The 14,081-nt window shown below is 65.6% G+C and carries 13 protein-coding genes; 6 read left to right on the forward strand and 7 right to left on the reverse strand.

Going from position 1 to position 14,081, the window contains the following annotated elements; translation table 11 throughout:
• Positions 1-99: 99 nt before the first annotated feature.
• Positions 100-471 carry a phasin family protein gene (locus tag BMI87_RS08435; protein ID WP_165756948.1) on the reverse strand — a complete coding sequence of 124 codons (372 nt, stop codon included), beginning with the start codon at positions 469-471 and terminating at the stop codon, positions 100-102.
• 171 nt (positions 472-642) lie between these two features.
• On the opposite strand from BMI87_RS08435, the gene BMI87_RS08440 reads away from it, so the two are divergent.
• Both BMI87_RS08440 and BMI87_RS08445 read left to right on the forward strand, forming a co-directional pair.
• The gene (locus BMI87_RS08440) at positions 643-1,644 is read left to right on the forward strand and encodes a ligase-associated DNA damage response exonuclease (RefSeq protein ID WP_078520743.1); all 1,002 of its coding nucleotides are present in this window, start codon (positions 643-645) and stop codon (positions 1,642-1,644) included.
• Complete coding sequence (locus BMI87_RS08445) at positions 1,641-3,215, forward strand: cisplatin damage response ATP-dependent DNA ligase (protein WP_078520744.1); 1,575 nt, start codon at positions 1,641-1,643, stop codon at positions 3,213-3,215. The genes BMI87_RS08440 and BMI87_RS08445 overlap by 4 nt, the downstream gene beginning before the upstream one ends.
• Here the strand turns inward: BMI87_RS08445 and BMI87_RS08450 are convergent.
• A complete protein-coding gene (locus BMI87_RS08450; protein WP_078520745.1) occupies positions 3,212-5,047 on the reverse strand; it encodes an alpha/beta hydrolase in 1,836 nt (611 codons plus the stop codon). The genes BMI87_RS08445 and BMI87_RS08450 overlap by 4 nt on opposite strands.
• A gap of 500 nt (positions 5,048-5,547) precedes the next feature.
• Between BMI87_RS08450 and BMI87_RS08455 the strand changes: the two genes are divergently transcribed.
• The 4 genes from BMI87_RS08455 to BMI87_RS08470 all read left to right on the forward strand — a co-directional run bounded on the left by BMI87_RS08455 (position 5,548) and on the right by BMI87_RS08470 (position 10,570).
• Positions 5,548-7,023 (forward strand): MFS transporter, encoded by a 1,476-nt coding sequence (locus tag BMI87_RS08455; RefSeq protein WP_078520746.1) that lies wholly within the window; start codon positions 5,548-5,550, stop codon positions 7,021-7,023.
• Between the two features lie 66 nt (positions 7,024-7,089).
• Positions 7,090-7,575 (forward strand): Lrp/AsnC family transcriptional regulator, encoded by a 486-nt coding sequence (locus BMI87_RS08460; protein ID WP_152844310.1) that lies wholly within the window; start codon positions 7,090-7,092, stop codon positions 7,573-7,575.
• Positions 7,576-7,677: 102 nt separating this feature from the next.
• Positions 7,678-9,153: an NAD-dependent succinate-semialdehyde dehydrogenase gene (locus BMI87_RS08465; protein WP_078520747.1), complete on the forward strand. Its 1,476-nt coding sequence runs from the start codon at positions 7,678-7,680 to the stop codon at positions 9,151-9,153.
• A 46-nt stretch (positions 9,154-9,199) separates the two neighbouring features.
• Positions 9,200-10,570 (forward strand): aspartate aminotransferase family protein, encoded by a 1,371-nt coding sequence (locus BMI87_RS08470; RefSeq protein WP_078520748.1) that lies wholly within the window; start codon positions 9,200-9,202, stop codon positions 10,568-10,570.
• A gap of 21 nt (positions 10,571-10,591) precedes the next feature.
• On the opposite strand, the gene BMI87_RS08475 is transcribed toward BMI87_RS08470, so the two are convergent.
• The 5 genes from BMI87_RS08475 to fabZ are packed head-to-tail and all read right to left on the reverse strand — an operon-like array spanning position 10,592 to position 14,078.
• On the reverse strand, positions 10,592-10,855 hold the full coding sequence (locus BMI87_RS08475) for a hypothetical protein (protein ID WP_078520749.1): 264 nt from the start codon (positions 10,853-10,855) through the stop codon (positions 10,592-10,594).
• The gene (gene lpxB, locus BMI87_RS08480; RefSeq protein ID WP_078520750.1) at positions 10,855-12,006 is read right to left on the reverse strand and encodes a lipid-A-disaccharide synthase; all 1,152 of its coding nucleotides are present in this window, start codon (positions 12,004-12,006) and stop codon (positions 10,855-10,857) included. The genes BMI87_RS08475 and lpxB overlap by 1 nt, the downstream gene beginning before the upstream one ends.
• A complete protein-coding gene (locus BMI87_RS08485) occupies positions 12,003-12,818 on the reverse strand; it encodes an LpxI family protein (RefSeq protein ID WP_078520751.1) in 816 nt (271 codons plus the stop codon). Before BMI87_RS08485 ends, lpxB begins: the two co-directional genes overlap by 4 nt.
• The gene (gene lpxA, locus BMI87_RS08490; RefSeq protein WP_078520752.1) at positions 12,815-13,612 is read right to left on the reverse strand and encodes an acyl-ACP--UDP-N-acetylglucosamine O-acyltransferase; all 798 of its coding nucleotides are present in this window, start codon (positions 13,610-13,612) and stop codon (positions 12,815-12,817) included. Before lpxA ends, BMI87_RS08485 begins: the two co-directional genes overlap by 4 nt.
• A gap of 4 nt (positions 13,613-13,616) precedes the next feature.
• Positions 13,617-14,078, reverse strand: coding sequence for a 3-hydroxyacyl-ACP dehydratase FabZ (fabZ, locus tag BMI87_RS08495; protein ID WP_078520753.1), 462 nt, complete (start codon positions 14,076-14,078; stop codon positions 13,617-13,619).
• Positions 14,079-14,081: the final 3 nt, after the last annotated feature.

Raw genomic sequence — 14,081 nt, forward strand, 5'->3', positions numbered from 1 at the left:
GCGCGGCGAGCCCCTCTGGCTTGCCGCGCCTAACTATCTGTCGGGTCACTCAGACCGGCACGTCTCCGAGGCTCACCCCGTGCTTGCCGACCCGAGTCGTCACTTTTTTCCGACCGCCTTGGCGAGCGCTTCGCCCTCTTCGGTGGCCGAGCGCACTGCGCGTTCCGCAATCCCCGTCATCGAGGTCGCGAGCTTCGTCATCTCGGCGGTGTAATCGCTGGCCGTGCGCTGCCAGAATTCGCCCCAGAGGCTCATCGCGCGCATCGGATCGGGCGTTTCCGCCAACTGGGTGACCATCTCCTGATCGCGCTCGAAGCGGGTCTTCAGAAACTCGAGCAACTCGATATTCTGCGCAATCATCGATTCCATCATCTTGAGCTGCGGCGCCATCACCGAGCTTACCGACCCCATATCCGGCACTGGCATGCAGCCAGCCATGTTCATCCCGGGTGCGGATTTCTTCTGTGCCATGTCAGCCTCCCTTGTGACTGGATGGCGCGAGACTAGCATGGGTACGGCGCACAGCGTTTGATTTGGAACAATCGTAGCGCGAAAAGCTTGGCTCAAGGCAAATGCCGAAAATTTGGGCCGAGATCGCGCGCCCGCGTATGCATTTCGAGCGTTAGCGTAAGTGAAGGACCGATGGCCGAGCCGCTTCTGATCCCGCGCCCCGAGGGGCTCTACTGCCCTAGCGGCAACTTCTACATCGACCCGAGTCGCCCCGTGGCGCGCGCGCTGATCACGCATGGCCATGCCGATCACGCGCGCGCAGGCCACGGGCATGTGCTGGCCACGCGCCAGACGCTGGAGATCATGGCGATCCGCTATGGCGAGGATTTCGCGGGGCAGCGGCAGGCCTATGAGGGGCCGCTCTCCGTAGGCGGCGTGGATGTCAGCTTTCACCCGGCAGGACATGTGCTGGGCTCCGCGCAGATCGCGATCACGCATCGCGGGCAGCGGATCGTGGCGTCGGGCGATTACGCGCGCGTGGCCAATCCCTCCTGCGCGCCCTTCGAGCCGGTGCCCTGCGATACGTTCATCACCGAGGCGACCTTCGCGCTTCCGGTTTTCAAACATCCCGACCCGGCCTCCGAGATGGCCAAGCTGATGGCCTCCATGCGCGCAGCCCCCGAGCGCCCGCATCTGGTGGGCGCCTACGCGCTGGGCAAGGCGCAGCGGGTGATCATGCTGGCGCGCGAAGCGGGCTATGACGCGCCGATCTACATCCACGGCGCGCTGCAGCGGCTTTGCGACTATCACATCGAGCAGGGCATCCCCCTGGGCGATCTTCGCCCCGCCACGATGGACAAGGCTGAGGCGCGAGACTTGCGCGAGGCGCTGGTGATCGCGCCCCCCTCGGCCTTTTCCTCGCCTTGGGTGCAGCGCTTTGCCGACCCGGTGATCTCTTTCGCCTCCGGTTGGATGCAGATCCGCGCACGCGCCCGCCAGCGCGGCGTCGAGCTGCCGCTGGTGATCTCGGACCATATCGACTGGGTCGACCTGACGCGCACGGTGCGCGAGGTCGATCCGTCCGAGCTGTGGATCACCCATGGCCGCGAGGAAGCGCTGATGCGCTGGGCGGAACTGGAGGGGCGCGTGGCCCGTCCGCTGCACCTCGTGGGCTACGAGGAGGAGCCGGAATGAAAGCCTTCGCGGTCCTTCTCGAACGGCTCGCCTTCACGCCGGGGCGCAATGCCAAGCTGAGCGTGCTGGCCGATTACCTGCGCCATGCGCCTGACCCCGAGCGCGGCTATGCTCTGGCGGCCCTGACCGGAGAGCTGGAGCTGGGCCGCGCGCAGCCTGCGGTCCTGCGCGCCATGGTGGGCGAGCGGGTCGATCCCGAGCTTTTCGCGCTCAGCTACGACTATGTCGGCGATCTGGCCGAGACGATCGCGCTGATCTGGCCGCAGGAGAATACGGCCCAGGACGTCGATCTGGTCGAGATCGTCGAGACCTTGCAGGACACGCCCAAGACCCGCGTCGGGCCGCTGATCGCGGGTTGGCTGGATCGGCTGGAACCCTCGGAACGCTATGCGCTTCTGAAGCTTGCGACCGGGGGGCTGCGCGTCGGGGTCTCGGCGCGGCTCGCGCGGGTGGCGCTGGCCTCGGTCGGCAGGCCCGAGCTGGAAGAGATCGAGGAAATCTGGCACGGGCTCTCGCCGCCCTATCAGCCGCTTTTCGACTGGATCGAGGGTGGCGAGAAACCCGAACGCGCGGGCTTTGCGCCGTTCCGGCCGGTGATGCTCTCGACGCCGACCGATCTCGAGGCGCTGACCGATCTGCCGCCGGGGGATTTCGCCGCCGAGTGGAAATGGGACGGCATCCGGGTGCAGGCCGTGGCCGAGGGCGGCGAGCGGCGGCTCTATTCGCGCACCGGCGAGGATATCTCCGGCGCTTTCCCCGATGTGGTCGCGCATATGGACTTCGAGGGCGCGCTGGATGGCGAGTTGATCGTGCGGCGCGGCGATCAGGTCGCGCCCTTCGGCGATCTGCAAAAGCGGCTGGGGCGAAAATCTCCGGGCAAGGCGATGCTGGCCTCCCATCCGGCGGCGCTGCGGCTCTACGATATCCTGATCGAGGGCGAGGAAGACCTGCGCCCCCTGCCCTTCGCGACCCGCCGCACCCGGCTGGAGGCCCTCGTGGCCGAACTGAATTCCGACCGGTTCGACGTCTCGGAACTGCTGCCCTTCGACACATGGGACGACCTTGCCAACCTACGCGAAGCGCCGCCCGAAGTGGTGATCGAAGGCGTCATGCTGAAACGCCGCGACACGCCCTACATGGCGGGCCGCCCCAAGGGGCCGTGGTTCAAGTGGAAGCGCGACCCGCGCATCATCGACGCGGTGATCCTGTATGCGCAACGCGGGCATGGCAAACGCTCGGGCTTCTATTCCGATTTCACCTTCGGCGTCTGGGAGGGCGAGCGGCTCGTGCCTGTGGGCAAAGCCTATTCCGGCTTCACCGACGAGGAACTGCGCAAGCTCGACCGTTTCGTGCGCAATCACACCGTGGAGCGCTTCGGCCCGGTGCGCTCCCTGTCGCCCGATCTGGTGGTGGAGGTGGCCTTCGAGGGGCTCAACCGCTCCACCCGGCACAAATCCGGCGTCGCGATGCGCTTCCCGCGCATCTCGCGCATTCGCTGGGACAAGCCCGCCGCCGAGGCCGACCGGATCGAGACGCTGCGCGCGATGCTGCCCGACGTGGACCAGCCCTAGCGGATCAGCACATAAGAGCCCGGCGCATCGCAGAGCGGGCGATACTTGCGCCCCTTGCCCATGGGCGGCGGCTCGATCTCCTGCCCGTCGCCCGTCTTGCGCAGCCATTTCGCCCACGGCTCCCACCACGACCCTTCGCGGGGCGCGCATTCTGCGGCCCAGTCGGAGGCAGAGGGGTGCAACATGCCGGGGCGGTGCTCCATCAAGCGGTAGCTCGCGCGCGGCGCGCCCGGCGGGCGCACGATCCCGGTATTGTGCCCGCCCGAGACCAGCGCGAAGGTGACGGCGCCCGGCAGCGACCATGTCAGCTTGAAGACCGAATGCCAGGGCGCGATGTGATCGGTCTGGGTCGCGACGGCGAAAACCGGCGTCTCGATATCCTGCAGGAAGACCGGCGCGCCGCGCGTATCCATCCGCCCCTCGGCCAGATCGTTGTCGAGAAACAGCCGGCGCAGATATTGCGAATGCATCTTGTAGGGCATCCGCGTCGCGTCATGGCTCCACGAGGCCATCGCGCCATCCGTCTCGCGCTCGCCCATCAGATAGGTGTGGACCGCCTGCGACCAGATCAGGTCCTTCGATTTGAGCATGGTGAAAGTGCCCGCCATCGCGGTCTTGTCGAGATAGCCCTCCTCCCACATCATGTCTTCGATCAGGCTCAGCTGATCTTCATTGGTGAACAGGCTCAATTCCCCGGCCTCGGTGAAATCGACCTGCGCCGCCAGCATCGTGAGCGAGGCCAGCCGGTCATCGCCATCGCGCGCCATCGCCGCCGCCGCGACCGACAGAAGCGTGCCGCCGAGGCAATAGCCCAGCCCGTGAACCTTTTCCGCCCCGGTGATCTCGCAGACCGCATCGAGCGCCGTCATCACGCCCTCTTCGCGGTAATCGTCGAAGCCCAGATCGCGGTCGCCCTCGTCAGGGTTCTTCCACGAGATCGCAAAAACGGTGAAGCCTTGCCCCACAAGCCAGCGGATCAGCGAATTCGTCTCCTCCAGATCGAGGATGTAATATTTCATGATCCATGCCGGGACGATCAGCAGCGGCACCGAATGGACCTTCGGCGTGCTGGGCTCGTATTGCAGCAACTCGATCAGATCGTTGCGCAGCACCACCTTGCCCGGCGTCAGCGCGACATCGGTTCCCGGGATCAACGTGGGCTCCGGCTTGGTGTCGCCTGTCATCACCTTGACCGCATCCTCGCCCCAATAGCGCGCCCCGCGCATGAGGTTCACACCGCCCTCCTTCAACGTCTGAGCGAGCACTAGCGGATTGGTCGCGATGAAATTCGTGGGCGACGCCATGTCGAGCCATTGCCGCGCGTAGAACTGCATCATCTGCTCGTGGCGTGCTTCGACCCCGCGCACATCCGTCGTCGCGTTGTGCCACCATTGCTGGGCATGCAGGAAACTCTGCGCATAGAGGGAATACGGGAACTTCTGCCAATCGGGCGCAGAGAAGCGGCGGTCCTGCGGCAGCGGCTCGAGCGGCTGCGCGCCCTCGTCGTCGCTCCGGTGCGGTGCCATCTCGCGTAACAGGTGCATCCATTTGCGACCCGCTTTCCAGCCCAACTCGGCCTGCTTGCCGGGGCTGAGCGCAAGATGGGTCGCCCAATCGGAAAACGCGAGCCCGAGCGAAATCGGAGACAGCCCGCCCTCGGCCCGGCCCATCAGCGCGTGAGACAACCGGTCGAGCCGCTCGAATGAGGCCAGTGCCGCGCTGTGCTCCTCGGCCTGAGGCGTGTCGGCCTGTGCAGATTTGCCCGCAGCTTTTCCGGCACCCTTGCCCGCGCCCTTGCGCGGCGGCGTCTTGTCCCCGGCCAGATCCTTCATCCCGCAGCCTCCTAGCGTTGCGATTCCGCGCCGACCCTAGCGCAAAACCGATGACAGTGGTTTGACCTGACGCAAGAGAACGCGCCCTCGCAACTCTTCACGCAAATAAGAGCCGATCTCACATGGGCGGGAGGCGCATGAAATATCGGAACTGAGGCATTGCTGCATCGGTTCACCCTGCACATCTCGAGACGCAAGGGCAAAGGCGAGATGGCAAACCGGGACACGCCACCCCCGGGGACCGCTGTCCACTGCCGATGCCCGACGACATACGGAAAGACCGGGTTTTCTCTCTCCACCCCTCCCTGCCCGGGTTTCCGACCGACCTGCTTCCGGGTTCTCCTGTCTCTCTTGCCCGGAAGCAGGCCCCTTCACTCCCAACTCCCCGCCCCTCTCGGGCGGGGCTTTTCTTTGCCCGCCTCACCTGCGCGATAGAGCACGCAAGCCTGCGCGCGGCCACGGGGTGACTCCGTGCGCCCGCGTGCTAGCTATGCCCGGTCATGTTGAGCAGGCTTCGAGACAATATCATTCCGCTGACGGTGGCGCTGTCGCTCCTGATGGAGCTGATCGACGCGACCGTTCTGGCGACCGCGATCCCGGTGATCGCGCGGGACCTGTCGGTGCCGGTGCTGTCGCTCAAGATGGCGATGGCGACCTATCTGATCGCGCTCGCGGCTTTCGTGCCGATCTCGGGCTGGATCGCGGACCGGATCGGGGCGCGGCGGACCTTTCTCGCGGCGATGGGCGTGTTTCTCGTGGCCTCGCTTCTCTGCGCGATCCAAACGAGCCTGACCGGGCTGGTGCTGGCCCGCGCGTTGCAGGGCATCGGAGCTGCGATGATGAGTCCGGTGGGCCGGTTGATCGTGCTGCGCCACACCTCCAAGGAGGAAATGACCCGCGCGATGGTCTATGTCACCCTGCCCGCGCTGATCGGCCCGGCGCTGGGCCCCTTCGTGGGCGCCACGGTGACGACCTTCCTCGGCTGGCGTTCGATCTTCCTGATGAACCTGCCGCTGGGTGCGCTGGCGATCTGGCTGACGCTGCGCCACATGCCCGCCGACGGCCCGCCCGAGCCGAAACCGTTCGACTTCCCCGGCTTCCTGCTCTCGGCCGTGGGTCTTGCGGCGGTGATGACCGGGTTTTCCGCGCTGGGCGAGCATATCCTGCCGTGGCAGGCCGCTGCGGGCCTCAGCGTCGCGGGCGTGGCGCTTCTGATCCTCTACTGGCTGCGGGCGCGCAATACGTCCGAGCCGCTTCTCGATCTCCGGTTGTTCCGGCACCGCACCTTCGATGTCTCGATCACCGGCGGGCTGATCTTCCGGCTGTCGAACGGGGCGATCTCGCTGCTGCTGCCGCTGTTCTTCCAACTGGGCCTCGGTGCTTCGGTGATGGTTTCGGGTGCGCTGACGGGTCTGAACGCGGTGGGCGCGGTCAGCCTGCGAACTTTCGTGCCGCGCATCCTCGACCGGTTCGGCTTCAAAAGGGTGATGATCTGGGCGGCGGTGATCCGCGGCGCGACGATCTTCGGCTTCCTCACCGTGACGAGCATCCATGACTGGCAACTGATCCCGCTTCTGCTGATCGGGGGCGCGGCGCAATCGGTCGTCTTCACGGCGATCAACTCCATCGGGTTCGCCGATCTCGACACGCGCGAGATGAGCCCCGCCACCGCCTTCACCGCGATGAGCCGTCAGGTCTCGCTCGCGCTCGGCATCGCGCTGGCGGGCGTGGTGCTGGAACTGACCGCAGGCTCGGCGGCGACCACGACAGGGGCCGAGATGATCCCGATCCACGCCTTCCTCTGGGGCTTTGCGATCGCGGGCGCGACGGGGCCGCTCTCGGCGCTCTATTTCCTGCGCCTGCGCCGGGGCGATGCCGACGGGTTGCGCCGCAAACGCCGGACGGTGGAGCCCTACGGTTCGGCCAAGGAGCGCTTCCGCGCTCCGCAATCCAAGCAACGTGAACCAGCCGAATGAGCAGTGCTGCACCGGACCCGAAAAATCGGGGATGCGCAGGGCGTTAACCCGGTGTAGCGTGGCGCCATGATCAAGCTCGACCCCCGCGATATCGAAATTCTGCGCGTGCTGGCGCGCGAGGGCCGCATCACCAAGGCGGCGCTGGCCGAGAAGATCAACCTCTCGCCCACTCCTGCCTGGGACCGGCTGAAAAAGCTGGAGAAAGCGGGCCTGATCGCGGGCTATCGCGCGACCTTCAACCTCAAGAAGCTCGGGCCGCATGTGACGCTGTTCGTGGCCGCCGAACTGGCCGATCACACCGCCGCCAGTTTCCAGACATTCGAGCGTTCGCTCGATCAGCACCCCGAGGTCGTGGGCTGCTGGGCTCTGGGCGGCGGCTTCGACTACCTGATGCAGATCGTGACCCGCGACATCGACGCCTATCAGCGGCTCATCGACTCGATGCTGGACGCGCGGATCGGCATCGCGCGCTACTTCACCTATATCGTCACGAAAGAGGTGAAGAACGCCGCCATGCCCCCCTTCGACCTCTTCGCAGACCAAATGGACTGACGGACGGCGCTATTTCAGCCCAAATCCGGGGCCCGCGCAGTCCATTCGGACTATTACCCTGTGAAATCGGGCGCAGAGTGATCTCAACCAAGGAGGTCTCTCATGCTCGATACCGCCATTTCCGCCCGCCCCGATATTGCCGACAAGCGCCTGCTGCGCAGCTTTTCCTATGTGAATGGCCGCTGGATCGCGGGCGAGACGGGCGAGGTCATCCCCGTCACCAACCCCGCCAATGCCGAACGTCTGGGCGATATCACCGCACTCAACCGCAGCCAATCGCGCGCAGCGGTCGATGCCGCCCAAGCCGCCTTTCTCGACTGGTCGATGACGCTGCCGCAGGAGCGTTCCGCCATTCTGCGCCGCTGGTTCGACCTGATCCTCGCAGCGAAGGACGATCTGGCGCGGATCATGGTGCTCGAACAGGGCAAACCGCTGAGCGAAGCCCTGGGCGAGATCGACTATGCGGCGAGCTTCATCGAATACTACGCCGAAGAGGCCAAGCGCCCGAATATCGAGGGCGTCACCTCGCATCTGCACGACGCCGAGGTGGAGCTGTGGTTGGAGCCCGTGGGCGTCGTGGGCCTCGTGACGCCGTGGAACTTTCCCGCCGCGATGCTGACCCGCAAGGCCGCCGCCGCCATCGCGGCTGGCTGCACCGTCGTCGCGCACCCCTCGCATGAGACGCCCTACTCCGCGCTGGCGCTGGCGGAACTGGCCGAGCGCGCGGGCCTTCCCGCAGGCGTGTTCAACGTGCTGACCGGCCACGCCCCCGAGATCGTCGAGCCGTGGTGCGACGACACCCGCGTCCGCGCGCTTTCCTTCACCGGCTCGACCGAAGTGGGCCGCCTGCTCTATCGCCAATCGGCGGAAACCGTGAAGCGGCTGGTCCTCGAACTGGGAGGCCACGCCCCGGTGATCGTCTTCAAGGGCGCCGATCTGGACCGCGCGGTGGAAGAGGTGATAAAGGCGAAATTCGCAACTTCCGGTCAGGACTGCCTCGGCGCGAACCGGATCTATGTCGAGCGCCAAGTCTATGACGAGTTCTGCCGCCGCTTCACCGAGGCCACGCAGGCGCTCAGCGTGGGCATTGGCATGGATGATCCCGATATCGGCCCGCTGATGAACGAAAAAGCGGTGGCCAAACAGGAAGAGCATGTCGCCGACGCACTGGCGAAAGGCGCGAAACTCGCCTGCGGCGGCAAGCGGCTCGATCGCGGCCCGCTGTTCTTCGCGCCGACCGTGCTGACCGATGTGCCTGATAACGCAAAGATCATGCAGGAGGAGACCTTCGGCCCGGTCGCTCCGATCACCGTCTTCGACACGGAAGAAGAGGTCTTCGCCAAAGCCAACGCGACCGAATACGGGCTGGTGGCTTACGTCCACAGCCAGAACCCGAAACGCATCTACCGCGCCACCCGCGCGCTGCAATTCGGCATGGTCGCGGTCAACCGCACCAAGGTCACCGGCGCGCCGATCCCGTTCGGCGGCATGAAGCAATCCGGCCTCGGCCGCGAAGGCTCGCGTCGCGGAATGGAAGAGTTCATGGAAATCAAATACGTCTGCCGGGACTGGGGCTGATCGCCCCGCCCGCCCGGACGCCCAAGACAAGAAGAAGGAGAGAAAATTGCTGACCAATGACCAACTCGACAAGTGGGATCGCGAAAGCTTCTTCCACCCCTCGACGCATCTCGCCCAGCACGCGCGCGGCGAGTCCCCCAACCGCATCGTCACCGGCGGCAAAGGCGTGTTCATCGAGGATCGCGACGGCAACAAGCTGCTCGACGCCTTTGCGGGCCTTTACTGCGTGAACGTGGGCTACGGGCGCACCGAAATCTCCGAGGCCATCGCCGAGCAGGCGAAAGAACTGGCCTATTATCACGCCTATGTCGGCCACGGCACCGAAGCCTCGATCACGCTGGCGCATATGGTCCTCGACCGTGCGCCCGATCACATGTCGAAGGTCTATTTCGGTCTGTCGGGCTCGGATGCGAACGAGACCAACATCAAGCTGGTCTGGTATTACAACAACATCCTGAACCGCCCCGAGAAGAAGAAGATCATCTCGCGCTGGCGCGGCTATCACGGCTCGGGCCTGATGACCGGTTCGCTGACGGGTCTGGAACTGTTCCACAAGAAGTTCGACCTGCCGCTGAGCCAGGTCGTCCACACCGAGGCGCCCTATTATTACCGCCGCCCCGACGAGGCGATGTCGGAAGAGGCCTTCACCGCCTATTGCGCGTCGGAGCTGGAGCAGCTGATCGAACGCGAAGGCCCCGACACCATCGCCGCCTTCATCGGCGAGCCGGTTCTGGGCACGGGCGGCATCGTGCCCCCGCCGGCAGGCTACTGGGAAGCGATCCAGAAGGTGCTGAACAAATACGACATCCTGCTGATCGCCGATGAGGTCGTGACCGGCTTCGGGCGTCTGGGCTCGATGTTCGGCTCGGACCACTACGGAATGAAGCCCGACCTGATCACCATCGCGAAGGGCCTGACCTCGGCCTATGCGCCGCTCTCGGGCACGATCGTCTCCGACAAGATTTGGAAAGTGCTGGAGCAAGGCACCGACGAGAACGGCCCGATCGGCCACGGCTGGACCTATTCGGCGCACCCGATCGGGGCTGCGGCCGGTGTCGCGAACCTCGAACTGATCGACAAGCTGGGCCTCGTCGAGAATGCGGGCTCGGTCGGCAAATACCTCAATGGCCAGATGCGCGCCGCCATCGGCGAGCACGCGAATGTCGGCGATATCCGCGGCGAAGGGATGCTCTGCGCAGTGGAATTCATGGCCGATCGCGACAATCGCGGCTTCTTCGACGCCTCCGACAAGATCGGCGCGAAGATCGCGGGCGCGATGGTCGAGCGTGGCGTGATCGGGCGCGCGATGCCGCAGGGCGACATCCTCGGCCTTGCCCCGCCGCTGTGCCTCACCGAGGCGGAGGCCGACAAGATCGTCGAAGTCACCGCCGACGCCGTGAAATCGGTTCTGGGCTAAGACCCCTCGGCAGGGGTCGTCTTACGAGGCGATCCCTGCCAGCCATTCGGCAATCGCTGCGCGGCTGTCTGGATCGGGCGAATGGTGTCGCACCATGAAATCGTCGAACCAGTCGCGCCGCGCCTCGGGCGTCTGATTGTCCGCAGCCCAGTCGATCTTTGCGACCATCCTGACCGCATCGCGATGACATCGCCCGCAGGATTGCGTGAAAAGCTGCGCGGGATCGGTCTCGGCCAAGGCGGCCCCGGCCCAGATTGTCAGAAAAACAGTCAAAAAGACGCGCATCACGCCCTCCCGAGAAACTCCAGAACCGAACGCGCCGCGCGCAGGCCGGGCGGCTCGCCCCCCTCGCCCAACCGGCGCATCACCTCTTCCATCGCGGCCATCTGCTCGTCTCGGGCCGCGTCTTCTTCCAGCAATTCCAGCATTTTCGCCGAGATGTCACGCGGCTTGCACTCGGGGCCGAGGAATTCCGGGATCACCCGCGTGTCCGAGACCAGATTGACCAGCGTCACCGTATCGATCTTCAGCATCCGCGAGATCACGTGCCAAGTCAGGAAATTCGCGTCATAGGCGATCACCATCGGCACCCGGTTCGCGGCCAGCTCCAGACTGACCGTGCCCGAGGCCGCCAGCGCGATATCGGCGGCAGCGAACGCCGCGCGCTTGTCGTCAGCATTCTCGACCACGATCGGCGCGACCGGCCAGCGCGCCGTCATCTCGCGCACCATCGGCGCCACGCCCCGCACCGTCGGCAACACGACCCGCAGCCCCGGCTCGCGGTCGCGCAACTGCATCAGCGCCTCGTCGAAGCGCGCCCCGAGGCGCTTGACCTCGCCGCGCCGAGAACCCGGCAGACACAGCGCCAGCGGTTGGTCTTCGCCGATCATATGGGTCTCGCGGAAGGCCGCCGCGTCCGCCCCGGTCGCGCGCGGCTCGGCCACGACGGGATGCCCCACGAAATCGCAGCTCATCCCGGCGGCTTCCATATAAGGCGGCTCGAAAGGCAGCAGCGCCAGCACATGATCGACCACCTGCGCCATCTTCGCCGCGCGCCCCGGACGCCATGCCCAGACCGAGGGCGCCACATAGTGGATCACCTTGAGATCGGGGCGTTTTTCCTTCACCAGCCGCGCAACGCGGAGGCAGAAATCGGGGCTGTCGATGGTGATCAGCGCTTCGGCACCGCTTTCGATCACATGATCCGCGGTCTCGGCGATGCGCCGTTTCAGATGGCGGTATTTCGGCAGGACCTCCATCAGCCCCATGACCGAAAGTTCTTCCATCGGGAAAAGACTGGTGAGCCCCTGCGCGCCCATCTCCTCGCCGCCGATGCCGGACCAGTCCACGCCCGGCGCAAGCCCGTTGATCCCCGCCATCAGGGCGCCGCCGAGCTTGTCGCCCGATGCCTCGCCCGCGATGACGTAGAGCCTCATGACGCTCGCGCCCAGAGAAAGAGGCCCGCAGCCTCGGCGGCCTCGATGACCGCGTCGCGATCCAGAAGCATCACGCCGCCCGCCTCGAAGGCTATCCCTGAAAGGCCAGCGGCGGCGGCGTTCTTGACCGTGTCGACGCCAATGGCAGGCAGATCGGCGCGACGGTCCTGATCGGGTTTCGGCGCCTTGTAAAAGACCCCTTTCACCGCTTTAAGATCGCCGCGCAAACCTTTGTGGTGACGCACGAAATCCAGCATCGCATCGGTGCCCGGAAGGGTCTCGACCGCAAGGCAAAGCCCGCGTCCGACGACCGCCCCCTGACCGATATCCGACGCCCCAAGCGTGGCCACGATTTCGGCCCCGCGTTCGGCATCTTCCTCGTCCACGACCGACGGTTTGCCGCATAGCACGCCCGCCTCGGGCAGCAGCGCGGGCGCGATCTCATGCGCGCCGACGACCTCCAGATCGAACTCTTCGAACACCTCGATCACCGCGCGCAGCGTCGCGTCGTCGCCCGCCTGCATCGCCATGGCGAGCCGCGGCACCAGCTGCGCCGAGCGGGGATCGAACTGCTCGGGATCGATCGCCGGACGCTGCATCGCGCCCGCGAACACCACCCGCTCGATCCCGCGATCGGCCAATTCGTCGAGAAACGGCACCAGACGCTCGATCCGAAAGCGCAGATGCTCGCCGTCCAGATCGCAAGGTGCGCCGATCATTTCGCAGACCAGAATATCCGGAACGGCCTCGGTCAGGATCGCGGGCAGACGGCCAGCCCCGGCGATCAGCGCGGTATGCGTGCCCCCGCTCATTTGCCGGGCGTCAGGAAGCTGCGGTCGGACGGGCCGAGGATGAAATCGAGCACTTCGCGCGCCAATTCGCCTTCGACGCCCTCGTCCGAGAGGGTCCGGGCGCTTTCGCGGAAACTGCCCTGACCGAGCGCCTCGACGGTTTTGCGCAGCGACGTGATTTCCTCGCGCGGCGTGCCACGGCGTTTCAGCCCCACGAGGTTCAACCCTTCAAGCCCCGCGCGCGGTCCCGCGACCAAGGCATGCGGGATCACATCCGCCGTCACCATCGACAGCGCGCCGATGATCGCGCCGCGCCCGATGCGGACGAATTGATGCACGCCCGACAGGCCGCCGACGATAACGTCATCGCCCAGAACGCAATGCCCCGCGACCGCGACCGAATTCACCAGAATGACCCGGTCGCCCAGCTTGCAGTCATGCGCGACGTGGCAGGACGACATGAACAGACCGTCATCGCCGATCTCCGTCAGCCCGCCGCCGCCTTCGGTGCCGGTATTCATCGTCACATATTCGCGGATGCGGTTGCGCTTGCCGATCTTCAGCCGCGTCTTCTCGCCGTTGAATTTCAGGTCCTGCGGGATCTGGCCGAGCGAGGCGAAGGGATAGACCTCCGTCTCGTCGCCGATCTCGGTCGCGCCCTGCAGCACGACATGGCTTTGCAGGCTGACGCCCCGGCCCAGCACGACCTCGGGGCCGACCACGCAGAACGGGCCGATCCGGCAGTCCGGACCGATCACCGCGCCGGCTTCGATCACCGAGGACGCGTGAATCTGCGCACTTGGGTCAATGCTCATGCATTCAGCCCTGAAGGTCCATCATGGCGGTGAACTCAGCCTCGGCGGCCAATTCACCATTCACCGTACCACGGCCTTCGAATTTCCAGATCTTGCCGCCGCCGCGCTTCACGGTGACATGCAGTTCGAGCACGTCGCCCGGCACCACCTTGCGGCGGAACTTGCACTTGTCGATGCCCATGAAATAGGTCAGCAGCGGCTTGTCGATCACGTCGAGCGAGATCCCCACCACCACGGCAGAGGTCTGCGCCATCGCCTCGACGATGGTGACGCCGGGCATGATCGGCTCTTCCGGGAAGTGGCCCTGGAAATGCGGCTCGTTCGCGGTGACGTTCTTGATGCCGACCGCGCCCTTGTTCGGGACGATGTCACGCACCTTGTCGATCAGCAGGAACGGATAACGATGCGGAATGATGCGCTTGATGAGCGACAGATCGGCTTCGGTGTAGGGGGCGGGTTCGGTCATGAG

Origin of the sequence: Thioclava sp. F28-4 (assembly GCF_002020045.1) — a bacterium.
In the GTDB taxonomy this organism is placed as follows: Bacteria; Pseudomonadota; Alphaproteobacteria; order Rhodobacterales; family Rhodobacteraceae; genus Thioclava; species Thioclava sediminum.